Origin of the sequence: Kitasatospora sp. NPDC059795, from assembly GCF_042732175.1 — a bacterium.
In the GTDB taxonomy this organism is placed as follows: Bacteria; Actinomycetota; Actinomycetes; order Streptomycetales; family Streptomycetaceae; genus Kitasatospora.
Genome location: NZ_JBHWID010000001.1, coordinates 485,858 through 508,027, shown reverse-complemented (window position 1 = coordinate 508,027; position 22,170 = coordinate 485,858). Strand labels below are relative to the sequence as shown.

The following is a 22,170-nucleotide window of genomic DNA, read 5'->3' as shown; positions in this document are numbered from 1 at the left end:
ATGGTGGTGGTGTTTTTTTTGTTTTTTTATTGGAGGGGGGGGAGGGCGGTGGGGGTGGCAGCCAGCTCGCCACCCCTTCGGCCTTCCCGTGGATCCCCCATCGCGGCGTTTTCCCCACAAGATCCCCAACGCCCGCCCAAAGCCATCTGTCGTCAGCCGCACCTCTCCCCTACGCCTTCCACTCGGATGGGTCATCTGACGTGCCGTACAAGGGATTTGACTCTACGGTGCGGTAGCGGGGGCCTGACCTAGCGAGAGGTTTCACTGGCATGGCTGGCAAGTTCGAGCTGTACATGGACGAGATGGGCAATCACCGCTTCCGCCTGAAGGCGGCCAACGGCGCGATCGTGGTGACCGGAGAACCGGAGGAGTCCCGCGAGCAGTGCCTGAAGAGCATCGAGTCGATCCGGAAGCTCGCACCGTACGCGCAGCTCCAGGAGGCCTGAGGCACACCGGCCCCCCGCACGGGGCTGCGGCGACGAGTCTGTGACCGACCCGACGGGTTGTCACAGGCTCGTCGCCGTGACGGTTGCCGCGCCCGGCGCCAAGGCATGCTGGGGAGGGACGGGGCGGACCGGGCGAGGGGGTTGGCGATGGCGGGGCGTGAACTGCTGGCGGCGGCGGGGGTGCTGTTCCCCGACGAGCAGGGCCGGGTGCTGGTGGCGCGGGTGTCGTACCTGGCGAAGCATCCGATGGAGGTGCTGGGCGGCGGCTGGGACGCGTCCGACCCGTCGCCCCGGCACACGGCCGTCCGGGAGATCCAGGAGGAGTTGGGCATCACCCCGGTGCTGCGCGAACTCGCCTGCCTGGACTGGTCCCGCGACCGCCACCGGCCGCCCATCGCGGCGTTCCTGTACTGGGCCGATCCGCTGACGGCGGAGCAGCGGGCGGCGATCCGGCTGGAGGCGGAGGAGTTGGACGCACTGGTGTACCTGACGCCCGATCAGCTGATGTCGGCGTTGCCGCCGCTGCTGTCGCGGCGGGTCGGGTCCTGTGTGCTGGCGCCGCGGTCGGCCGCGCCGCTGGAGCTCGCGGACGGCCTGCCGGTCGGCCACACGGCCCGGCACCTGCGGCCGTGGCCGGCCCCCGCGTACACCGGCCCGGCCGGGATCGCCGACCTGCTGCCGCCGGGCGGCGACCGGGTCGCACCGCCGCCGCCGATGGACCGGGAGACGTACCTCGCGAGCCGTCCGCGGATCCGGGCGAAGGCGCGGACGCTGTTCACGGACGGGCGCGGCCGGGTGCTGCTGGTGCGGCTGGCACCGTGGAACGGCGAGTCGCCGTGGGTGCTGCCGGGCGGGTCGATCGAGGCGGACCGCGAGCTGCCGCGGGAGGCCGCGCGGCGGGAGACCCGGGAGGAGCTCGGCTGGGACTGCGAGCCGGGCCGGCTGCTGGCGATCGACTGGATGCCCGGCGTGGACGGTCAACTCCCGCGCACCGTCCTGGTGTTCGACGGCGGGACGGTGACGTCGGAGCTGCTGGCGACGGTCCGGCTGCAGGAGGAGGAGCTCTCCGAGTGGGGACTGTTCGAGCCCGAGGAGGCGCGGCGGCTGCTGCCCCCGTCCGGCGCCGGGCGGCTCGCCGCCTGCCTGGCCGTCCGCGCGCTGCCGCCCGGCGCGGGGCCGGCCGAGCTGGTGAACGGCGTGCCGCAGTCCGGTTCGCCGCCGGTCGCCGACCCCGGCGGGTCGCGCGGGTAGCCGGGGCCCCGCTGCGGGCAGGATCAGCGGCAGGAGTGGCGGCAGGTCGACGGCAGGTCGGCGACACGAGCGACAGCAGGTCGGCGACAGGATCGGCGAGCGCGGGCAGGGAGTACCGATGGAACGAGTGACGGGGACCGGGCTGGGCCTGGACGGGTGCGCGGTGCGGGGGCTGGGCGGCGGCGACCGGCTGGTGCTGCACCTCGACGGCGGGCTGCGGCTGACGGTCCGCAACGACTTCCGGCTGCTGCGGGGCGCGGAGGTCGACCACTTCTACCCCGCGCTCGGCGTCGCCCCGTCCGGTGCGCTCGGCGCGCTGTCGGAGGCCACCGTCACCGCCGCGACCGTCACCGCCGCCGGGGGCCTGCGGCTCGCCTTCGACACCGGCCACACCCTGGCCGTCGCCCCCGACCCGGGCCCCGGCGGGCCGGTCCACCCGTGGCAGCTGGCCTCCCCCGCCGGCCTGCTCTTCACCGGCGGGCCGGACGGCGGGCCTGCCGCCTGAGCACGGGCGGGCCTGCCGCCTGAGCACGGGCGGGCCTGCCGCCTGAGCAGGGGCGCGCCTACCGCCTGAGCAGGTGGCGGGCGGGGGTGGAGGTCGGGGGTGGAGATCGGGCCCGCCGTGCGGCTCGTTACGCTCCCACGATGATCATCTTTTCCGCCCCCACCACCGTCTTCGACATCGACGGCACGCTCTGCTTCGACGGAAGGACGATCGATCCCCGCATCCTCTCCGCCCTCGACGCCTGCGAACGGGCCGGCCACGAACTGGTCTTCGCCTCCGCCCGACCGATCCGCGACCTCCTGCCGGTGCTGGAGGGCGCGTTCCCCAGCGCGACGCTGATCGGCGGCAACGGCAGCCTGGTCTCGGTCGGCGGGCGGGTCCGGATGCGGGCCGCGTTCAAGCCCAAGGACCTCGCCGAACTGCTGGACGAGGCCGGACGGTTCCGGGCCGGCTACCTCGCCGACGGCCCGTGGGACTATGCCTACACCGGCCCCGAGGACCACCCGATCCTCACTCGCGTCGACCAGAGCCGGGTGGCCCGCCGCGTCCAGCTCACCGAACTCTCCGCCGTGGTCAAGCTCCTGGTGGTCTCCGCGACCGACCTGTTCGCCCTGGCCGCGTCCTGCCGCGCCCGCGGCATCGCCGTCAACCACCACGTCGACGAGGCGATCATCGACTTCGCCCCCGGCACCACCGACAAGTACGAGGCCCTCGCCTCCCTCGGCATCACCCGCTACAACGCCTTCGGCAACGACATCAACGACCTCACCCTCCTCCGCCACGCCCACCACGCCGTCCGCGTCGGCCCCCACCCCGCCCTCGCACCCGTCGCCGCCGTCACGGTCGCCCCCGACCCGGAGTCCGTCGCCGCCGAGATCCTCCGCCTCGCCGCCGCCCCGACCGCCTGACCGGAGCACGCCGACCGCCCGAGCGAAGCGCACCGACGGCGCCTGAGCGGTGCACGCCCGGCGGGCCGACCGGAGCGCGCCCGGCAGCCGGTCGTGGGACCGGTCGTGGGACCGGCCGTGGGGCCGGAACCCCGGGGGGCGGGGGCGCGTCACTAGGATGACGGCAGGTCGGGGGCCTGGGGCCCGGAGGGGGCGGGGACATGTTCGGGATCATCAGGCCGTGCCGGCACCGGTTGTCGGAGCGGCTGCACGCGTCCTGGCTGGCGCACCTGTGCGGGTTGTGCCTGGCGCTGCGGGACGATCACGGGCAGTTGGCGCGGACGGCGACCAATTACGACGGCCTGGTGATCTCGGTGCTGGTCGAGGCGCAGTCGCCGCGCGCCGCCGACCGCCGGACGGCGGGCCCGTGCCCGTTGCGCGGGATGCGGACGGCGCCGGTGGCGCGCGGCGAGGGGGCGCGGCTGGCGGCGGCGGTCTCGCTGGCGTTGGCGTCGGTGAAGGTCCGTGACCATGTGCTGGACGGCGACGGGGTGTTCGCGCGCCGGTCGGTCGCGGCGGGGGCGCGGCGAATAACCCGCCGCTGGGAGCGGCAGAGCACGGGCAGCGCGGCGGCCGTCGGCTTCGACACCGGGGTGCTGCTGGCCGCGGCCGGGCGGCAGGAGGAGGCGGAGCGGCTGGTGACGGCCGGCGGACCGCTGCTGCTGGCGACCGCGCCGACCGAGGAGGCGACGGCGGCAGCGTTCGCGCACACGGCCGTGCTGGCGGGCCGTCCGGGCAACGCGACGGCCCTCGCCGAGGCGGGCCGGCTGTTCGGACGGCTGGCGCACCTGCTGGACGCCGCCGAGGACCGGCAGCAGGACGAGGCGCAGGGCCTGTGGAACCCGCTGACCGTCTCGAACACCTCCCAGCAGGAGGCGCAGCGCCTGTGCCGGGACGCCGTGCACGGCATCCGACTCGCCCTGGCGGAAGTCGAGTTCACCGACCGCGTGCTGGTGCACCGGCTGCTGGCGCACGAGACCGGCGCGGCCGTCGACCGGGTCTTCGGCCGCCCCGGCCACGCCTGCGCGAGCGCCGCCCCGCCCGGCACCGACCCCGACGCACCGGCCGAGCCCCACCTGCCGCCGCCCGGCCCGCAGAAGCCGCGCCGGGACGCGGTCGCGGGCTGCGCGGTCTGGCTGACGATGGCCTGCACGTGCCAGTTGCTGTGCTGCGAGCACGACCACCCGTTCTCCCGGGATCGCCGCAAGGGGTTCTGCCAGCGCAACTGCGACTCCTGTTGCGACTGCTGCAACGGCTGCGACCCGGACTGCTGCAACTGCTGCGGCTCCTGCGACGACGGCTGCTGCAGCAGTTGCGACTGCGGATGCGACTGCTCGTGACCGACGACTGCTCGTGACGTACGACTTCTCGTGGCCGACGACCGCTCGTTCCCGACGAAAAGCGCAACACGAGAGGGCAACTGATGGGCGACATCCAGGAGTTCACGGCCGCGACCGAACTCGCCGACTGGGGCTGGCCGGAGACCCGGGCGCTGGGCGGCGGGAGCGACGACCCGTTCGAGGCGGCGTCGTTGGCCGTGACGTGGCGACCCAAGGACCGGCACTTCGGCGTGTGGCACGAAGGCCGGGTGGTCGCGCACGCCGGATCGGCGGTGGCGCCGGTGGAGGTCGGCGGGCAGCGCTTCGACGTGGTCGGCATCGGCGGCGTCATCGTCGACCCCGCCCTGCGCGGTCGCGGCCTGGCCCGGCTCGCCGTCGCCGGCGCGCTCGACGCGGCCCGCGCCGACGGCCTCGACCGGGCCCTCCTCTTCTGCCTCCCGGACCGTGCCCCGCTCTACACCCGCCTCGGCTGGTTCCCGCTCCCCGACCCGGTGACGGCCGATCAGCCCGACGGCCCGACGCCCGTCCCGCTCGGCGCCATGTGGAAGCCCCTGGCTCCCGGAGCCGGCTGGCCCGACGGGCCGGTCCGCCTGCACTCGTTGCCGATGTGATCCGCGCCGGGGGCCGTGAACCGGCGGCCGTTGCATGGCTGTTGCGCGCAGTGTGACCCGGATCACGGACCGGCGGGCCGGTGGCGTGATCGACTCGTCGGATGCCTACCCCCGCCTCCGCCTCCGTCTCCGCCTCCGTCCCCGTCCCCGTCCCCGCTTCCGCCGTCGCCCGGCCCGTGCTCGCCACCACCGCCCTCACCGCCGCCGCCGTGCTGCTCGCGGGGTGCGGGACGGTGACGGCCGGCAGTGGCGGTTCCGCGTCGCCGTCGGTGAGCGCCGGGCCGTGCGGGGTGGCGCCGACGGCGCCGCCGGAGGGGTGGGTGCGGGACGGCGTGCGGATCGTCGCGGTGAACGACGCCTGCGCGGAGTTCGAGATGACCAACTCGGGCGGCGAGGCCGTCGATGTGTCGGTGCTGTTCGGGTGGACGGGTGTCGGCGATCAATTCGGCAGCAACCCGACCGGCACGCTGACGGCGGTCGCGCCCGGCGCGACCGTCCGGGGGCGGGTCGAGACGGGCCGCACCGCGACACCCGGGGCGCCGCTCGTGCCGGCGGTGCGGATCACCCGGGTGCGCAGCGTGCCGACGGCCGAGGCGCCGTCGCAGGGCGGGCCGTGCCCGGCGTCGGGGGTGCGGTTGTACGCGGATCAGGGCGATGCGGCGATGGGCCTGCGGGTAGTGGGGCTGCACCTGGTGAACTGCGGGACGTCACCGGTGACGGTGGACGGCTACCCGCAGGTGCAGGTGCTGGACGAGCAGCACCGGCCGGTGGACCCGCTGCAGGTACTGAAGGGCGGCGCGGCGATCGCCACCGGCACCGGGGCGGACGCGCCGCCGCAGCGTATCGTGCTCGGCACCGGCGAGGGGGCGCGGTCCACGGTGGTGTGGCGCAACACCAATGACGCGACGTCGGACCCGGTGAACGCCCCGTACCTGCGGGTGCGGGCGACGCCGGACGCGGCCCCGGTGATGGTGACGCCGGAGCTGGACCTCGGCACCACCGGCAAAATCGGCGTGGGCGCATGGACGATCGAGAACGCTCGTTCCTGAACGATCCCACTCAGCCACCCAAACGGAAAACGCTTTCCGCGATCCGGGGCGGGTGCGGAAAGCGCTTTCCCCACCCACCTCCGGCCCGCACCCGACCGACCCCCCACCGCCACCGCCACCGCCACGCACCGACCACCCCGCCGCCGCCCCGCACCCGTCAGCCGACGTGCACCCGTGGCCGCCGCCCCCGGTCGGGCTCGGCCTCGCGCAGCACCTCGCGGGTGACGGGCGCGACCTCGCCCTGGCCGAACAGGAAGAACCGCAGGAACTGGGCGAACGGGCTGCCCTCGGTCCACTCGAAGTAGATGTGCGGGAGCTGGCCGGTGGTGTCGCGCACGTGCAGCAGCATCGCGGCGAGCGCGTTCGGCACGGAGGAGTGTTCGAGCGTCAGCACCCGGTAGCGGTCGTGCAGCACCTCGCCGCGGACCTTCAACTCGGCCTCGAAGTCGGACGGGTCGAGCACCGTGACCTCGACGAAGACCAGGTCGTCCTCGACCGGGATGTCGTTGTCGGCGCGGATCTGGTGCACCTTGTCGCGGTACTCGGCGAGGTCGCGGCCCTTCGGCTCGCTGGCGATGAGGCGGATCGTGCGATGTGCGGTGTCCCGCACGAAGCGTTCCGCGACCTCGTCCAACTGCACGTCGGTGACGCGCAGTTCGAAGGAGCGGGCGAGCCGGGAGGCGAGCGAGACCAGCACGATGCCGGCGATGAAGCAGGCGCCGATCTTCACGCCGTCGGGGCGTTCGGCGATGTTGATGATGGTGGTGTAGACGAACACCGCGGCGATGATCGCGAAGCCGATGGTCCAGTTGCGCTGCCGGGCGGCGTGCGCGGCGATGGTGACGGCGATCGCCGCGGAGGTGATCAGCACCAGCACGCCGGTGGCGTACGCGCCGCCCTGCTTGTCGACGTTGGCGTCGAACAGCCAGGTGATCAGGAAGGCGATCGCGGTGAGCACCAGCACCATCGGCCGCACCGCCCGCGCCCAGTGCGGAGCCATGCCGTAGCGCGGCAGGTAGCGGGGCATCAGGTTGAGCAGGCCCGCCATCGCGGAGGCGCCGGCGAACCACAGGATGGCGATGGTCGACAGGTCGTAGATCGAGCCGAAGGCGTTGCCCAGGTAGTGGTGCGCCAGGTACGCGAGGGCGCGGCCGTTCGCGGGGCCGCCGGCCTTGAAGTCGTCGGCGGGGATCAGCAGCGTGGTGATGAAGCTGGTGGTGATCAGGAAGCAGCTCATGATCACGGCGGCGGTGGTGAGCAGCTTGCGGGCGCCGCGGATGCGTCCGGTGGGGCGCTCCTCGGTGTCGTCGGGGTCGCCCTTGATGTGCGGCATCACGGCGACGCCGGTCTCGAAGCCGGACAGGCCGAGCGCGAGTTTGGGGAAGACCACCAGGGCGACGCCGACCATCACGATCGGGTTGCCGTGCTCCATGCTGAGGGCGTGCGTCCAGTCGGTGATGACGGACGGGGCGGTCAGGACGTGCCACAGGCCGACCGCGACGACCACCACGTTCAGCGTCAGATAGACCGCGACCAGCACGACCGCCATGCCGATGGCCTCGCTGAAGCCCTTCAGGAAGACGCCGCCGAGCAGCGCGACCAGCAGCAGGGTGATCAGGACCTGGTGGCCGCTGAGCAGGCTGTTCAGGTGCGGGTTCTCGACCAGGTGGGCGGTGGCGTCGGCGGCGGACAGCGTGATGGTGATCACGAAGTCGGTCGCGGCGAAACCGAGCAGGGCAAGAACGAACAGTTTGCCCTTCCAGAACGACAGCAGTCGTTCGAGCATGGCGATCGAGCCTTCACCGTGCGGGCTCTCCTGCGCGACCCGGCGGTACACGGGCAGTGCGCCGAGCAGGGTGACGGCGACCAGCACGATGGTGGCGATCGGGGAGAGCAGTCCGGCGGCGAGCGCGGCGATGCCGGGCTGGTAGCCGAGGGTGGAGAAGTAGTCCAGGCCGGTCAGGCACATCACCCGCCACCAGCGCTGCCCGTGCTGCTGGTCGATGGCCTGGGCGTGCGGGCCGGGGTGCTGCTTGGCCATGTCCGACAGGCCTTCCAGCAGCCAGGCCCGCAGACGCTCCCGCGCCGAGCCGGTGTCCGCGGCGGCGGAATCGACCACTGTGCTGCTCCTGTCGCGAGGTCGGGAGCCCCGGGCCGCCGGATGCTCCGGCCCACCGGGCGGACTCCCACGTCAATGTAGGTCACGTCCGCCGCCGTCCGGGGCAGGCTGGAGCGTAACGTCCCCCATCTGCGCAGGTCGGCACCGGTCCCGGGGGCTTGACGTCCCGTTGAGACCGCCTTGGCGCGCCATTTGCCTACCGTCCCGCCATCCACCGCCGGGCCTCCACGCCGCCTCCACGCCGCCTCTACCGCCTCCCGCCTCCGGCCCCCACGCCGCCTCCCACCGTCGCCCTCCACCTCGCCCTCCACCTCGCCGTCCACCGTCGGCCCGGGACGACCGTTCGAGCACGTCCGGCCGTTCGCTGTCAAGGGCCGACCGGTCCCTTTCCGGGGACGGTCGGGCGGGGTGGGCCCGATCGGGCGGCGGGTACGGTGGGGCAGACTGCAGGGCGTCTGCGCCCGGACGCCGGTCCGGGCTCCGCGGTCGCGCAAGGAGGAGTTGCTGCCATGTCCGAGGGTTCGGCACCGATCAGGGTGTTCCTGCTGGACGACCACGAGGTGGTCCGTCGCGGGGTGCACGACCTCCTGGACTCCGAGCCCGACCTGGAGGTCGTCGGCGAGGCCGGCACGGTCGAACAGGCCCTGGCCCGGGTGCCCGCGCTGCGCCCGGACGTCGCGGTGCTCGACATGCGGCTGCCCGACGGCGACGGCGTCTCGGTGTGCCGGGAGTTGCGTTCACGGATGCCGCAACTCGCCTGCCTGATGCTCACCTCGTTCGACGACGAGGAGGCGCTGCTCGACTCGATCATGGCGGGCGCGGCCGGCTACGTGCTCAAGCAGATCAGCGGCACCGACCTGGTGACGGCCATCCGCACCGTCGCCTCCGGGCAGTCGATGCTCGACCCGGGCGCGGCGACCCGGCTGATGGCCCGCCTGCGCGGCGAGGCCACGGCGCCCGCCCCCGACTTCCCGAACCTGACCGAGCGGGAGCGCGAGATCCTGGCGCTGATCGGTGAGGGCCTGACCAACCGGCAGATCGGCGAGCGGGTGTTCCTCGCCGAGAAGACCGTCAAGAACCACATCTCCCGGCTGCTGGCCAAGCTCGGCGTGGAGCGCCGGGTGCAGGCCGCGGTGATCGCCACCCAGACGATGGCCGCACACGCGGAGCGCAGCGCCTGACCCGGGGGCGTGATCGCGGGGCGTGATCGCGGGGCGTCATCACGAGGTGTGATCACGAGGTGTGCTTCCGGAGATCCGATCGCGGGGGTCTGATCGCGGAGGGGTTTGATCGCGGGGGGGTCCGATGCCGGAGGCCTGGTCACGGGCCGTCCCGGGATCGGGCGGTGGTGTCGGAGGTGATCGTTAGGGTTCCCTCCGAGTGGCCGGACGATCATGGCGGCCGCACGGATTCATCGGGTTTCTGGAGGGGCAGTGCGGCGCTGGGAGCTGGTCGGCGACGGTTCGGCGAAGTTCTGGGAGGCGGTGGCCGACGGCGCGTCCGTGCAGGTCCGCTACGGCCGGATCGGCACCGCGGGACGCGTCCAGGCGAAGGACCTTGCGGACCCGGCCGCCGCGGAGGCGCACCTCGCGAAGCTGATCGCCGAGAAGGAGCGCAAGGGCTACCGCGAGGCCTCCGCCGCCGACGCCCCGCCGGCCGGGCCCGCCCTCGAAGCCTCCGTCGCGCCCAGCGTCGAGCCCGCCGTCCGGCCCGCCGTCGCGCCCGCCGTGGAGCCCACCGTGGAGCCCCTCGCCGGGAACCCCGAGGAGACCGACGACGCCGAGTTCGCCGAACTCCCGGACGAGGACGCCTTCGTGCTGCCGACGTCCTGGCACCCGCTGGTGGTGCCGCGCCGCGGTGGCGGCGTGCCGGTCGGGCCGCCCCGGCCGGTGGTGGACGTGGCGGCCGCCGCGGAGCGGGAGTCGCTGCGGATCGCGAAGAACGAGACCCGGATCGAGGAGGTGCTCGCGGGCTCCCATTCGGAGGCGCGCCTGGTGCGGGCCGCCCGGGCGCATCTGGCGGGGATGCCGGACGCGATCGGGGCGGCGACGGTCGCGGCGATGCTGCGCGAGACCTGGCAGAAGGGCGGCTTCCAGGAGGTGCTGGACTCCTGGATCGCCCGCTTCGGCCTGGGTTTCGCGGCCCGCGCCACGGTGACCGCCTTCGAGTTCGACGAGGGCGCTGCCCGCCCGAGCCCGTACCGGGCCGCCCTGGTCACGGACGGCCCGAACTACCGGGACCCGCGCGCGGCGGAGTTCGCGTTCGGTCTCGCGCAGGGCGTGCGGCGGGCGCTGGCGTCGGCCGAGGAGGACGAATACCGTTCCGTGCTGGCCGAGTTGGCGTCGATCCGGACGACGTGGGCGCGCCAGGTGGTGACGGCGTTCCTCGCGCCGGAGGTGCCGGGCTGGGTGGACGAGTGCCTGGCCGACCCGCGGAAATACCGTCAGGACAGCGATCTGCACCGTTCCCTGCTGCTGCACTCGGTGGGCACGGCCGCGCAGGTCGACCTGCTCCGGCAGCACCGGGTGCGGGCCTGGACCGAGTGGACGCCGGTCCAGTTGGCCACCCTCGCGGACGGGGTGGGCATGGCGTGCGTGCCGCTGTTCGGGCACGCCCTGGGGGCCCAGTACGACAACGACCGGGTCCGTGAACTGGCGTTGCTGATCGCCGAGTTCCCCGGTGACGAGGCGTTCCGGGTGCTGCTCGACCGGATCGCCGTCCGGCATGTCCGGCCCGCTCTGCTGCGCGCGATGCGGCGCTTCCCGGTGCGTGCGGTGCGGTTGTTGGCGGAGTTCGCGCGGCAGCGGGTCGGCGCGGAGGCCGCGAGTGCACGGCAGTTGCTGGTGAGCCAACTCGGCATGCTCCGTGCGCAGTTGCCCGAGGTGCTGGCCCGACTCGACGCCGACACCGCCGAGTTCGTCGGCTCGCTGGTCGACCCGCGTCAGCAACTCCCGGAGGCGGCGGCGTCCGCGCTCCCCGGGCTGCTCGCCGCACCGCCGTGGACGCGTCCGCGCCCCGCCCGCAAGGCGCAGGTGCTGACCGGCGTCGCCGTCGAGGACGAACCCGAACTCGTCTGGCTTCCTGGCGAGTTGGAGAGTTGGAGCGTCGGCAGGAAGTCCCCGTGGACGTTCGGCCCGGACTACGACTGGGCCGCCGAGATGGAGATCCGGCTGCGGGGCGCCGGCGGCCTCTGGTACGGCGCGGAGCTGCTGGTGCACGGTCCGGTCGAGATCGCCCGCCCGTACCTGGCCGAGTGGCGGCCGGGCGAGTACTGGAACGCGGCGGAGTCCCTGCGGCCGGTGGTCGCCCGGTTCGGTCTGGACGCGTTGCCGTTGCTGCACGCGGGGGCGGCGGCGCAGCCCGGGCATGTGGTGCCGCTGCTGCTGCCGTTCCGTGACGCCACTGTCGCGGGGGTGATGGCGGATGCCCTGGTGCGTCTCAAGTCGCAGCGGGCGTCGGCTCGTTCGTGGTTCGCGCGGCACGGTGTGGCGGGTGCGCTGCTGCTGGTGCCGAGCGCGGTCGGCAAGGCCGGGCGGGCCCGGCAGGCCGCGGAGAACGCGCTGCGGCTGGTCGCGGCGCAGCAGGGCGCGGGCGTGCTGCTGGATGCGGTGCGGGACCGTTTCGGCGAGGCGGTGGCGGCCGTGGTGACGGCGGCGTTGACCGCGGATCCGCTGGTCAACGCGCTGCCCGCGCGGATGCCGGAGTTCCCGGACTGGCTGCCGCTCGGTGCGTTGCCGCAGTTGGTGCTGCGGTCGGGCGAGGCGTTGCCGCGGTCGGCGGTGCGGCAGGTGGTCACGATGATGGCGCTGTCGAAGCTGCGTGACCCGTATCCGGGTCTGCCGCTGGTGGCGGAGCTGCTGCGGCCGGAATCGGCGGCGGAGTTCGGGTGGGCGTTGTTCGAGGAGTGGCGGCAGGCGGGGATGCCTGCGGCGGACAGTTGGGCGCTGTTCGTGCTGGGCGAGTGGGGCGACGACGGGACGGCGCGCCGGCTGGCGCCGGTGTTGCGGGAGTGGCCGGGCGCGGGTGCGCACCACCGGGCGGTGGAGGGCCTGGAGGTGCTGGCGGCGATCGGCAGTGACGTCGCGCTGATGCAGTTGCAGGGCATTGCGCAGCGGGTGAAGTTCAAGGCGTTGAAGGTGCGGGCGCAGGAGAAGGTCGCGGAGATCGCGGAGGCGCTGGGCCTGACGGGCGAGCAGCTCGCGGACCGGCTGGTGCCCGAGCTCGGCCTGGACGCGGACGGCACCACGGTCGTCGACTACGGCGCCCGGACGTTCACGGTCGGCTTCGACGAGCAGTTGCGGCCGTTCGTGCTGGACGCGGACGGCAAGCGCCGCAAGGATCTTCCGGTGCCGGGCGCCGCGGACGATCCGGAGCTCGCGGTGGCCGAGCGCAAACGTTTCTCCGCGTTGAAGAAGGAGGTCCGGGCGCTGGCTTCGGACCAGATCCACCGCCTTGAGGCCGCGATGGTCGCCGAGCGGGCGTGGACGGCGGCCGAGTTCCGGACTCTGCTGGTCGGGCATCCGCTGCTCCGGCACCTGGTGCAGCGGTTCGTCTGGAGCACGGCGGAAACCGCTTTCCGTGTCGTCGGGGACCGCGGCTTCGCGGACGTTCACGACAACGCGTTCGCCCTCCCCGACGACGCCGTCGTCCGTCTCGTGCACCCGTTGCGCCTCGGCGATGACCTTGCGGCCTGGGCGGAGCTGTTCGCGGGCCACGGGCTGCTGCAGCCGTTCCGTCAGCTCGACCGGCCGACGGCCGCGTTGACGGCGGAGGAGGCGGCGGGGCACCGGCTGCACCGTTTCGAGGGGGCGAAGGTGCCGGTGGGCCGCCTGCTGAGCCTGACCAAGCACGGCTGGCAGCGCGGCACGCCCGAGGACGCGGGGGTGGAGCGTTGGTTCCACAAGCCGCTGCCGAACGGCCGGCAGCTGGTGATCGCCCTCGAACCGGGCATCTGGGTCGGTGTGGTGACGGAGTTCCCGGAGCAGACCTTCGGCACGGTGTGGCTGGACACTCGGGCGCACGACTACTGGCCGGGCCGCGGCCACCACGAGCAGTTCGCGGACCTGGACGCCGTCACGGCCTCCGAACTCCTCGCCGACCTGGAGGAGCTGACGGCGGACTGATCGCTCCCGGCTCTGGCCTCGACGCAGGTCGCCGACAGAGAATGATCACTGTCGGCGGAAACCGACCGAGGGGAGCGCGAGCGTGGACGAGGACCGGACGGCCGGGCTGGAGGTCGCGAGCGCCGCGGTGTGCGAACGCATCCGGGCGAGCTTCGACCGGCAGGGCCTGTTGTCCCACCTGGGTGCCCGGATCACCCACATCGGCCCCGGCCGCGTCCACCTCGCGCTGCCCTCCCGTCCGGAGGTGTCCCAGCAGCACGGCTGTGTCCACGCCGGGGCGACCGGCGCGATCGCCGACACCGCGGGCGGCTACGCGGCGCTGACGGTGTTCCCGGAGGGCAGCGAGGTCCTCACCGTCGAGTACAAGATCAACCTGCTCGCGCCGGCCCTCGGCGACCACCTGGAGGCGATCGGCGTCGTCGTGCGGTCCGGCCGGACGCTGACGGTGTGCCAACTGGAGGTCTACGGCGTCCGCGAGGGCGACGGCACGCGCCGGCTCGTCGCGACCGGCCAGCAGACACTGATCCGCCTGGACGCCGCCGCGCAGTGACCCCTCCGCAAACCGACCGCCGCCGTTCAAGAGAGAGGCCGTTCACGTGAGTTCACCCCACGAGCCGCACCCTGCCGAGCCGCTCGGCGACGCGCAGGTCGCGGCACCGAACGACGCGCCGGGCGCGGCACCGAACGAGGCACCGGGCGCGGTTTCGAACGAGGCCCCCAGCGAGGCGTTCCGCGCCGAGGCCGAGGAGGTGCGGCGGTTCTGGGGCGGGCTCGGGCTGCCCGGCCTGATCGACGTCCACACCCACTTCATGCCGGAACAGGTACTGCGCAAGGTCTGGGCGTACTTCGACGCCAACGGGCCGCTGGTCGGCGGCCTGGCCTGGCCGATCACCTACCGCGCCGAGGAGGCCGAACGAACCTCCGTGCTACGGGAGTTCGGCGTCCGGGCGTTCACCTCGATGCTCTACCCGCACAAGCCGGGCATGGCCCGTTGGCTGAACGACTGGGCCGTCGACTTCGCCCGCCGCACCCCGGACTGCCTGCACACCGCCACCCTCTACCCCGAACCCGACACCGGCGAGTACGTCCGCGAAGCCCTCGACGCCGGCGCCCGGGTCTTCAAGGCGCACGTGCAGGTCGGCGACTACGACCCGGCGGACGAGCAACTCCGTTCGGCGTGGGGCATGTTGGCGGAGGCCGGCGTCCCGGTCGTGATGCACTGCGGCTCCGGCCCGGCCCCCGGCCGTTTCACCGGCCCCGAGTCGGCCGCCCGGGTGCTCGCCCAGCACCCACAACTCCGGCTGATCGTCGCCCACTTGGGCATGCCCGAGTACGAGGCGTTCCTCGACCTCGCCGAACGCTACCCGCAGGTCCACCTCGACACCACCATGGCGTTCACCGACTTCACCGAGAGCTTCATGCCCTTCCCCCGGCCCGCCCTCCCCCGCCTCGCCGACCTCGGCGACCGCATCCTGCTCGGCACCGACTTCCCCAACATCCCCTACCCCTACCTGCACCAACTCCAAGCCCTGGAACGCCTGAACCTCGGACCCGACTGGCTCCGGGCGGTCTGCCACGACAACGCCGCAAAGCTCTTCACCCTCTGACCGCCCCAACCCCCACAGGGCCGACCTCAGCCACCACCACCGCTTCCCGACGACCACCCCGCCTTCCTGGCCGCCGGCGAAGGCAGGCGTCAGGCCGGGTGTTCGTCGGCGGGCGGCCAGGTGTGGAGGGCGGCGAGGTCGAGGACGAGGGCGGCGATGTTCCAGGCGTCGTCCTCGCCGCGGTGGTGGCGGCCTTCGAGCGGGAGGCCGGCGATGTCGAGGGCCTGGGCCATGCCGGGGCGCTTGCGGAGGCCGTGGGCGTCGGTGAAGACGGCTTTGGCGTTGGTGTGGTGGCGGCCGAAGGGGTAGGGGGTGCGGGTGGCCCGGCACTGGCGGGTGAACTGGTGGCGGTCGTAGTCGCCCCAGCTGGTCCATGGGCGGGTGCCGGCGTGGTGTTCGGTCGCCAGCAGGCGGCAGGCGGCGGCGAAGGGGAGGCCGCGGTCGACCTCGGGCTGGGTGAGGCCGGTCAGTTCGGTGCAGAACGCACTGACCCGGGAGCGGGCGGGCCGTACCAGGATGCGGTGGCGGGCGACGCGTGAGCCGGCGTGGAGGTCGACGACGGTCAGGCCGATCTCGATGATCTCGCTGACCGCGCCGGGCGGCGGGGAGCCGTCCCAGCACGTCGCTTCGACGTCGACGACGTTGACGAGGTGCTCGGCCCGGGTGCTGTCCATGGCGGGAAGCGTAGGGAGACCCGGCGGCCGCGGCACCCGGTTTTTCGGGGCGCAGCCCGGGCGGGCCGCTCGGTCCGAGCGGCCCGCCCGCGGACCCGCACCGCAAGTCGGCGCAAGGTCAGGCCAGTTCGCGCAGCAGTCGCTCCTCTTCCGCCGCACTGAGCCCCTCGCTGCCGGCGGTCGGGCCACCGCGGGCGGTGTCCCAGGCGAGGGTGTCGGCGATCGTCTCGCCGAGCGGACGGAGCGTCAGGCCCGCGGCCAGCGCGCGCGAGACGTCGACGCGGTTGATCGCCGCGCACGCGGGGTCGGCGATCCACATCGGGACGCCCATCCACGGGTCGAGGCCGGCGTTCAGCAGCTGCTCGCTGCTCAGCCAGACCGGCTCCGCGGACGGGTTGACCAGCTCCCGGCAGGTGGCGAAGAACTCGCCGAACGGCAGGGTGCGGCCGGTGACGTTGTGGATGCCGGCGCGCTGCGCGGTGACGCAGCCGAGGATCCACCCCGCCAGGTCGCGGACGTCGATGAACTGGGCGGGGTCGCCCGGGTCGCCCGGCAGCAGCACCCGGCCGCCGCGCCGGAAGCGTCGCGGCCAGTACGGGAACCGGTCGGTCGTGTCGTACGGTCCGACGATCATGCCGGGCCGGACGACGGCGGCCCGCTCGCCGTACGCGTCCAGCACGATCCGCTCGCACGCGGCCTTGCGGGCGCCGTACAGCTGGTGCGGCAGCACGTTCTCGTCGAGGACGAGCACCTCGCCGTCCTCGTCCTGCACGGTGGACTGATCGGCGAGGACCGACAGCGAGGAGACGAAGACGTACCGTCCCGCGCTCCCGCCCAGGGCGGTCACCGACCGGCGGACCACCTCGGGCTCATAGCCCGCGACGTCGACCACGGCGTCCCAGTGCCGGCCGTGGAGCGCGGACAGGTCGGCGGTGCGGTCGCCGACGACGGTCTCGACCTCGGCCTCGGGGAAGAGACCGGGCGCGGTGCGGCCGCGGTTGAACAGCGTCACCTGGTGCCCCTCGGCCAGTGCGGCCTCGACGAGGGTGCGACCAACGAAACGCGTGCCGCCCAGCACGAGCAGGCTCAGTGGGCGGGGGGTGGTGCTCTGCATGGTGGAAAGACTCCGGAGGTGTGAGGCGGTCCGGGACGCCGGCGGCGAAAGCCGGCTCAGCCGGCGACCCGGTCGGGCACGTGACGGAACTCGCTCCCGGCAGCCATAGGACTCACCCCCTCCGACGATCCGCCGACGCAAGCCCTGCGCCGCATTGACGCTGCACCAGCACCGCACCGGCGCCGCATTGGCGCTGCACCGGCGCGGGCGAACCTAGCAGAGAACGATCACGGCCGTCAGGCGCCCGAGCGCAGCAGCAGGTCGACCACGCCCGTGAGGTCCTCCTCCCCGCTCCCCTCGCCCAGCCGACGCCGCATCAACTCGAAGTAGGGCGCGAGAAGTTCGGGGCTGACGCCCTGCTGTTCGGCGGTGGCGAGGAAGGTCGGGGTGCCCGCGACCTGCATGGCGAGCGGGGAAGTGACGTTCTTGGTGTAGTCGCCGGTGCGGAGGTGCTCGGCGGTCTGGTGGACGGAGGGCGCCATGGCGGCGAGCCAGTCGGCGAGCAGCGGGGCGAAGGCGGTGGGGTCGATGTCCTCGGTGCGGATCAGGGCGAAGGCGTGCGCCGCGCCCGCGAACATGCCGTACATGGCGCTGAGCAGGGCGATGTCGTGGAGGGCGGCGAAGCCGGGGTCCTCGCCGGTCCAGGTGGCGGCGAGCGGGACGGCGAGGGCGGGGCGGTGCTGCTCGAACAGGTCGGGTGCGCCGCTGTACAGGACGTAGCCGCCGGCCTGGGGGATGCCGACCATCGGCGGGACGGCCATGATGCCGCCGTCGAGGTAGCGGGCCCCGCGCTGCCGGGCCCAGGCGGCGCGCTCGCGGGCCTGGGCGGGGGTGCCGGTGGTGAGGTTGACGAGGTCGCGGCCGGTCAGGTCGACGTCGGCGAGGACGTCGCCGACGGTGGCGTCGTCCAGCAGGCAGACGACGACCAGGGGGTTCGCGGCGACGGCCTCGGCGGCGGTGGCGGCGACGGTCGCGCCTTCGGCGGCGAGGGCCTCGGCGCGGGCGGGGGTGCGGTTCCAGACGGTCAGCGGGTGCCCGGCGGCGAGCCAGGCGCGGGCCAGCGCGGTGCCCATCGCGCCGAGGCCCAGCAGCGTGACGGGGGCCTTCCCGACGGGGACCCCGGCGGCGGCGTGCTCGACAAGGGCGTGCTCAACAGCGGTGTGCTCAACGGCAGCGTGATCGGTAACAGTGTGCTCAACAGCGGTGTGTGCCATGACGATTAGGCTGGTCCAGGGCCCGGGAGTGATCAAGTACGCACTTTGCGGTGGGTGCTTACCCCGGGGTGAGTGAGCAGGTCGGAAGGGTGGTGGGGCGATGACGACGGTGAACCGGCCGGGTACGCCGGAGGGGCACGTCTGCGGGATCGACAGCGCGATGGAGGTGATCGGCGGCAAGTGGAAGGTGCTGGTGCTGTGGGCGCTGCACGAGCAACCGTGCCGCCGTTTCGGGGAGTTGCGCCGTCTGCTGCCGGGGGTCACGGAGAAGGTGCTGGCGTCGCACCTGCGGGAGCTGGAGGCGGACGGCGTGGTGCGCCGGGTCTCGTACGAGGAGGTGCCGCCCCGGGTGGAGTACTCGCTGACGGAGGACGGCCTGCGCCTCAACGACGCGCTCCAGCCGCTGGCCGCCTGGGCCCGCGAACGGCAGTCCCGCACCGGGCGCGCCCAGCCCCGACAGCCCTGACACCCCCGACAGCCCCGACAGCCCTGAAGTCCGTTCGCCCGCCGGGGCCCCGGTCAGTGGCCCAGCGGAACCGTCCAGTTGAGCGCGGTGCCGCCGCCGGACGGGGCGGTGACGGTGAGCGAGCCCCCGAGGGCGTGGGCGCGTTCCTCCAGGTTGCGCAGGCCGCTGCGGCGGCCCTGGGCGGGGATGCCGACGCCGTCGTCCTGGACGGTGAGGGCGACCTGGCTGCCGGTGGCCTGGAGGACGACCTCGACGCGGCCGGCCTTGGCGTGGCGGGCGGCGTTGCTGAGCGCCTCGCCGAGGACGGCGACCAGGTGGTCGGCGACGGCGGGCGGCACGTCGGTGTCGAGCAGGCCCTCCATGCTGAGGCGGGGGGCGAAGCCGAGCGCCGAGTGGGCCTCCTCGACGACGTGGACGGCGCGGGCGCGCAGGCCCTGGCCGGCGCCGGCCTCGCGGACCCGCAGGCCGAAGATCGTCGATCGGATGATCTTGATGGTCTCGTCCAGGTCGCCGACGGCCCGCAGCACCCGGTCCGAGGCCCCGGGGTGGTCGATGAACCGGGACGCGCTCTGCAGCGTCATGCCGGTCGCGAACAGCCGCTGGATGGCCAGGTCGTGCAGGTCGCGGGCGATCCGGTCGCGGTCCTCCAGGACGGCCAACTGCTCGGCGTCGCGCCGCCGTTCGGCGAGTTCCAGGGCCAGCGCGGCCTGGTCGGCGAAGGCCAGCAGCGGGTCGATCTCGCGCTCGGTGAACTCCGGTTCGCCGCTTGCCCGCACCAGCAGCAGCACGCCCTCGGTGTGGCCCTCGGCCCGGCCCAGCGGCACCGCGACGGCCGGGCCGAGGCCCGCGTAGCGGTCCGCCCGGACGGGGAAGCGCGGGTCCTCGGCGAGGTGGGGGGAGGTCACCGGCGCGCCCTGCACGCAGGCCGCGCCCGAGATGGTGCCCTCCAGCGGGACGTTCGCGCCGACCCGGCCGGTGAGGTCGCCGCCGAGCGAGAGTTCCATGTGCAGGCCGCTGCCGGCGGGCAGCACGGTGAGCACGTCGGCCTGCTTGGCGCCGCTGATGTCGCAGGCCCGCTGGGCGATCAGCTCGACCACCTGGGTGCGTGAACTGCCGGACAGCAGGCGGCGGTTGATCTCGGCGGTGGCGGTCAGCCAGCGCTGCCGGCGCTGCGCCTCCTCGTACAGGCGGGCGTTGTCGATGGCGACGCCCGCGGCGACGGCGAGGGTGGCGATCACCGATTCGTCGTCGTCGTCGAACCCGGCGGCGCCGCGCTTGTCGGTCAGGTAGATGTTGCCGAACACCTCGTCGCGGACCCGGACCGGCAGGCCCAGGAAGGTGCGCATCTCGGGGTGGTGGGCGGGGCAGCCGGTGGACGCGGGGTGCTGGGTGAGGTCGTCCAGGCGCAGCGGTTCGGGGCGGCGGATGAGTTCGCCGAGCAGGCCCTTGCCGGTCGGGTAGGGGCCGATCTTCGCGATTTCCTCTTCGTTCAGGCCGACGGTGAGGAACTGCGAGAGGGTGTCGCCGTCTGGGCCGATCACGCCGAGTGCGGCGTACTTGGCGTCGGCGAGGACGGCGGCCGCCTCGACGATCCGGCGCAGCACCTGGGTGAGTTCGAGTTCTCGGCCGACCGAGAGGACGGCTTCGAGCAGGCTGTGCACCCGGTCGCGGGTGCCTCGGGCCACGTCGATCCGGGCCTGAAGTTCGGCCAGCAGTTCGTCCAGCCGGAGCTGGGGAAGCCGCGACCGCGGTTCCTCCTCGCGCACTGCGTTCCTCCTCGTCGTTCGCCCTTGATCGCCGCCCGATTCTCGCAGACCGGGCGGCGAGGGTGGACCGACGGGGTGGTCGGAAGCGTCACAAAGGGGCAGGTAAGGGGCAGGGCGGTGGCGGAGAAGGGGGCGGGGCGGGCATCCTGGCGGGTCAGGCGTAGGCCGGCGAGCGTGCGGTGCGGACGGCGAGGGCCGCCAGTGCCTCGGGGGCGCCGGGTTGGTGGCGGATGCCGGGGAAGGCGTTGACGTCGACGGCGATCGGTCCGTCGGGGCCGGGCAGCAGGTCGATGCCGTACACGTCGAGGCCGAAGGCGGGGCCGGCGGCGAGGGCGAGGGCGCGTTCGTCGGGGCCGGGCGTCCAGGGGCGGCGGGCGGGGCCGCCGGGGTGGAGTTCGGAGCGGCGCTGTTCGGCGAAGAGCTGCCCGTCGACGACCCACAGTTTGCGGTCCCAGCCGTCGCCGGCCACCGGCCGTTGGACGATCACCGGCTCGTCGGCCCACCGCTCGGCGAGCTCCTGCCACTGTGCGGCGGTGTCGGCGCGGGCCACCAGGTCGCCGCGCCGGCTGTGCCGACTCTTGACCACCGCCGGTCCGTCCCAGGCGAGTTGGCCGAGGACGCCGCGGGCCGCGGTGGCCGCGAACGGGATGCCGGCGCTGCGGGCCTGGCGTTCCATGGCGGCGCGGTCCTGGCAGAACGCGGTGGCGGCCGAGGAGTTGAGCACGGGCGTGCCCGACTCCTCGTAGCGGCGGGCGAGTTCGAGCGCGTCCGCGGTACGCGCCTTGAGCAGCAGCAGGTCGGCCGGCTGCCCGGCGTCGACCGTCAAGTGACCCTGGGCGGCGAGGAGTCGGCGGGTGGCGGCGAGCAGCGGGTGGTGCGGGTCGCGGGCCAGCACGGCGATGCGCAGCGCGTTCATCGGGCGGCCGGGGCGGGGGTGAGCAGGGAGCCGGCGCCGGGGGTCGGCCAGGACGAGCCGGTACGGGCGAGACGGACCACCGCGTCGGCCACCCGCTCGACGGCGCGCGGGACTTGACGGAAACTCGGGAAGTCGTTGATGTCGACGACGGTGGGTCCGTCCGGTCCGAGCAGCACGTCCAGGCCGTACAGGTCGAGGCCGAACACCTCGCCGACCTGGGCGGCGAGCGCGGCGACTTCGCGCGGCAGCGGGACGGGCCGTTCGGTGGCGGGCCGGTGCGGGTGCAGCGGCGAGGTGCGCTGGGTGGCGAAGAACTCGCCGCCCGCGCAGTACACCTTCAGGTCGAGCCCGTCGTTGGCGACGTACGGCTGCGCGATCAGCAGCCCGCCGGCCTCGGGGGCACCCAACTCGGCGAGCTGGGAAGGGCGTTCGACCAGATGGACGGCGCGCCCGGAGGAGCCGTCGGCGGGCTTGACGACCAGCGGGTAGTGCCGCTCGGGTATCGCGGCGAACGCGGCCGGGTCGGCGGCGGCCCAGGTGCGCGGCATCGGCAGGCCGTGCAGGGCGGCGACCACGGCGGTCTGCGCCTTGTCGCGGACCGGCCGGATCGCCCGGGCGTCGTTGACGGTGGTCAGGCCGGCCGCCGCGGCCGACTCCAGCAGGCCGAGTCCGGGCCCGCCGGAGACGGTCTTCAGCACCCACGCGTCGTGCGTGCCGCCGCTCACCAGCCGCGCGAGGTCGAGCAGTTCGGCGCCGGGACGCAGTACGTCCACCCGGTGGCCGGCCGCCCGCAGATGGTGGACCACCTCCAGCGGCATCCCGTCGTGGCGGTAGTGCTCCTCGACCAGGAAGCAGAACCTCATCTGTGCCCACCCATTCCCCTCTGTCCCCCGTGCGCGTGCCGTGGGGCCGTTCGCATCTGTCCACCCTGTCACGGATCTTCGAACGGAAGTCGCCCAGGGTGTCCGGGAACGGCCACAGACCCGTCACAGCCGCATTGCCGCAGGTCTGGAACCCAACGA

The 22,170-nt window shown here is 73.7% G+C and carries 19 protein-coding genes; 12 read left to right on the top strand and 7 right to left on the bottom strand.

Annotated features, from left to right (window positions below):
* Window positions 1-269: 269 nt before the first annotated feature.
* From ACFV4P_RS02390 to ACFV4P_RS02360, 7 genes are all read left to right on the top strand, one after another.
* On the top strand, window positions 270-446 hold the full coding sequence (locus tag ACFV4P_RS02390) for a YegP family protein (RefSeq protein WP_380466418.1): 177 nt from the start codon (window positions 270-272) through the stop codon (window positions 444-446).
* A gap of 147 nt (window positions 447-593) precedes the next feature.
* Complete coding sequence (locus ACFV4P_RS02385; RefSeq protein ID WP_380466416.1) at window positions 594-1,697, top strand: NUDIX domain-containing protein; 1,104 nt, start codon at window positions 594-596, stop codon at window positions 1,695-1,697.
* Window positions 1,698-1,815: 118 nt separating this feature from the next.
* Window positions 1,816-2,202, top strand: a complete 387-nt coding sequence (locus ACFV4P_RS02380) for a DUF6188 family protein (protein WP_380466414.1) — start codon at window positions 1,816-1,818, stop codon at window positions 2,200-2,202.
* A gap of 140 nt (window positions 2,203-2,342) precedes the next feature.
* Window positions 2,343-3,110 carry an HAD hydrolase family protein gene (locus tag ACFV4P_RS02375; protein ID WP_380466412.1) on the top strand — a complete coding sequence of 256 codons (768 nt, stop codon included), beginning with the start codon at window positions 2,343-2,345 and terminating at the stop codon, window positions 3,108-3,110.
* A 200-nt stretch (window positions 3,111-3,310) separates the two neighbouring features.
* Window positions 3,311-4,489, top strand: coding sequence for a DUF5685 family protein (locus ACFV4P_RS02370; protein ID WP_380466411.1), 1,179 nt, complete (start codon window positions 3,311-3,313; stop codon window positions 4,487-4,489).
* Window positions 4,490-4,572: 83 nt separating this feature from the next.
* Window positions 4,573-5,100, top strand: a complete 528-nt coding sequence (locus tag ACFV4P_RS02365) for a GNAT family N-acetyltransferase (RefSeq protein WP_380466409.1) — start codon at window positions 4,573-4,575, stop codon at window positions 5,098-5,100.
* Window positions 5,101-5,201: 101 nt separating this feature from the next.
* Window positions 5,202-6,149, top strand: a complete 948-nt coding sequence (locus ACFV4P_RS02360) for a DUF4232 domain-containing protein (RefSeq protein ID WP_380466407.1) — start codon at window positions 5,202-5,204, stop codon at window positions 6,147-6,149.
* Between the two features lie 157 nt (window positions 6,150-6,306).
* On the opposite strand, the gene ACFV4P_RS02355 is transcribed toward ACFV4P_RS02360, so the two are convergent.
* Window positions 6,307-8,190, bottom strand: a complete 1,884-nt coding sequence (locus ACFV4P_RS02355; protein WP_380467106.1) for an amino acid transporter — start codon at window positions 8,188-8,190, stop codon at window positions 6,307-6,309.
* Window positions 8,191-8,777: 587 nt separating this feature from the next.
* Here ACFV4P_RS02355 and ACFV4P_RS02350 point away from each other — a divergent pair.
* The 4 genes from ACFV4P_RS02350 to ACFV4P_RS02335 all read left to right on the top strand — a co-directional run bounded on the left by ACFV4P_RS02350 (window position 8,778) and on the right by ACFV4P_RS02335 (window position 14,998).
* Window positions 8,778-9,449, top strand: coding sequence for a response regulator (locus ACFV4P_RS02350; protein ID WP_380466405.1), 672 nt, complete (start codon window positions 8,778-8,780; stop codon window positions 9,447-9,449).
* A 252-nt stretch (window positions 9,450-9,701) separates the two neighbouring features.
* Window positions 9,702-13,391 (top strand): WGR and DUF4132 domain-containing protein, encoded by a 3,690-nt coding sequence (locus ACFV4P_RS02345; protein ID WP_380466403.1) that lies wholly within the window; start codon window positions 9,702-9,704, stop codon window positions 13,389-13,391.
* Between the two features lie 82 nt (window positions 13,392-13,473).
* Window positions 13,474-13,941, top strand: a complete 468-nt coding sequence (locus ACFV4P_RS02340; protein ID WP_380466401.1) for a PaaI family thioesterase — start codon at window positions 13,474-13,476, stop codon at window positions 13,939-13,941.
* Window positions 13,942-14,140: 199 nt separating this feature from the next.
* Complete coding sequence (locus ACFV4P_RS02335) at window positions 14,141-14,998, top strand: amidohydrolase family protein (protein WP_380467104.1); 858 nt, start codon at window positions 14,141-14,143, stop codon at window positions 14,996-14,998.
* Between the two features lie 89 nt (window positions 14,999-15,087).
* Here the strand turns inward: ACFV4P_RS02335 and ACFV4P_RS02330 are convergent, their stop codons facing one another.
* The 3 genes from ACFV4P_RS02330 to ACFV4P_RS02320 form a co-directional block, all read right to left on the bottom strand.
* On the bottom strand, window positions 15,088-15,672 hold the full coding sequence (locus tag ACFV4P_RS02330) for an exonuclease domain-containing protein (RefSeq protein WP_380466399.1): 585 nt from the start codon (window positions 15,670-15,672) through the stop codon (window positions 15,088-15,090).
* A 118-nt stretch (window positions 15,673-15,790) separates the two neighbouring features.
* The gene (locus ACFV4P_RS02325; RefSeq protein WP_380466397.1) at window positions 15,791-16,786 is read right to left on the bottom strand and encodes an NAD-dependent epimerase/dehydratase family protein; all 996 of its coding nucleotides are present in this window, start codon (window positions 16,784-16,786) and stop codon (window positions 15,791-15,793) included.
* Between the two features lie 236 nt (window positions 16,787-17,022).
* Entirely contained in the window at window positions 17,023-18,000 is a 978-nt protein-coding gene (locus tag ACFV4P_RS02320; RefSeq protein WP_380466395.1) for an NAD(P)-dependent oxidoreductase, read from the bottom strand.
* Window positions 18,001-18,100: 100 nt separating this feature from the next.
* Here ACFV4P_RS02320 and ACFV4P_RS02315 point away from each other — a divergent pair, with 100 nt between their 5' ends.
* Window positions 18,101-18,466, top strand: coding sequence for a winged helix-turn-helix transcriptional regulator (locus tag ACFV4P_RS02315; RefSeq protein ID WP_380466393.1), 366 nt, complete (start codon window positions 18,101-18,103; stop codon window positions 18,464-18,466).
* Window positions 18,467-18,519: 53 nt separating this feature from the next.
* On the opposite strand, the gene ACFV4P_RS02310 is transcribed toward ACFV4P_RS02315, so the two are convergent.
* From ACFV4P_RS02310 to ACFV4P_RS02300, 3 genes are all read right to left on the bottom strand, one after another.
* Entirely contained in the window at window positions 18,520-20,232 is a 1,713-nt protein-coding gene (locus tag ACFV4P_RS02310) for a GAF domain-containing protein (protein WP_380466391.1), read from the bottom strand.
* Window positions 20,233-20,386: 154 nt separating this feature from the next.
* Window positions 20,387-21,148, bottom strand: a complete 762-nt coding sequence (locus tag ACFV4P_RS02305) for a RimK family alpha-L-glutamate ligase (RefSeq protein WP_380466389.1) — start codon at window positions 21,146-21,148, stop codon at window positions 20,387-20,389.
* Window positions 21,145-22,011 (bottom strand): RimK family alpha-L-glutamate ligase, encoded by an 867-nt coding sequence (locus ACFV4P_RS02300; RefSeq protein WP_380466387.1) that lies wholly within the window; start codon window positions 22,009-22,011, stop codon window positions 21,145-21,147. Before ACFV4P_RS02300 ends, ACFV4P_RS02305 begins: the two co-directional genes overlap by 4 nt.
* Between the last annotated feature and the right edge of the window lie 159 nt (window positions 22,012-22,170).

Excerpts from the sequence above, each read along its gene's own strand:
- ACFV4P_RS02315 (WP_380466393.1), top strand. The coding sequence starts at position 18,101 with ATGACGACGGTGAACCGGCCGGGTACGCCGGAGGGGCACGTCTGCGGG.
- ACFV4P_RS02390 (WP_380466418.1), top strand. The coding sequence starts at position 270 with ATGGCTGGCAAGTTCGAGCTGTACATGGACGAGATGGGCAATCACCGC.
- ACFV4P_RS02355 (WP_380467106.1), bottom strand. The coding sequence starts at position 8,190 with ATGGCCAAGCAGCACCCCGGCCCGCACGCCCAGGCCATCGACCAGCAG.
- ACFV4P_RS02360 (WP_380466407.1), top strand. The coding sequence starts at position 5,202 with ATGCCTACCCCCGCCTCCGCCTCCGTCTCCGCCTCCGTCCCCGTCCCC.
- ACFV4P_RS02365 (WP_380466409.1), top strand. The coding sequence starts at position 4,573 with ATGGGCGACATCCAGGAGTTCACGGCCGCGACCGAACTCGCCGACTGG.
- ACFV4P_RS02330 (WP_380466399.1), bottom strand. The coding sequence starts at position 15,672 with ATGGACAGCACCCGGGCCGAGCACCTCGTCAACGTCGTCGACGTCGAA.
- ACFV4P_RS02325 (WP_380466397.1), bottom strand. The coding sequence starts at position 16,786 with ATGCAGAGCACCACCCCCCGCCCACTGAGCCTGCTCGTGCTGGGCGGC.
- ACFV4P_RS02350 (WP_380466405.1), top strand. The coding sequence starts at position 8,778 with ATGTCCGAGGGTTCGGCACCGATCAGGGTGTTCCTGCTGGACGACCAC.
- ACFV4P_RS02380 (WP_380466414.1), top strand. The coding sequence starts at position 1,816 with ATGGAACGAGTGACGGGGACCGGGCTGGGCCTGGACGGGTGCGCGGTG.
- ACFV4P_RS02375 (WP_380466412.1), top strand. The coding sequence starts at position 2,343 with ATGATCATCTTTTCCGCCCCCACCACCGTCTTCGACATCGACGGCACG.
- ACFV4P_RS02320 (WP_380466395.1), bottom strand. The coding sequence starts at position 18,000 with ATGGCACACACCGCTGTTGAGCACACTGTTACCGATCACGCTGCCGTT.
- ACFV4P_RS02370 (WP_380466411.1), top strand. The coding sequence starts at position 3,311 with ATGTTCGGGATCATCAGGCCGTGCCGGCACCGGTTGTCGGAGCGGCTG.
- ACFV4P_RS02385 (WP_380466416.1), top strand. The coding sequence starts at position 594 with ATGGCGGGGCGTGAACTGCTGGCGGCGGCGGGGGTGCTGTTCCCCGAC.
- ACFV4P_RS02305 (WP_380466389.1), bottom strand. The coding sequence starts at position 21,148 with ATGAACGCGCTGCGCATCGCCGTGCTGGCCCGCGACCCGCACCACCCG.
- ACFV4P_RS02300 (WP_380466387.1), bottom strand. The coding sequence starts at position 22,011 with ATGAGGTTCTGCTTCCTGGTCGAGGAGCACTACCGCCACGACGGGATG.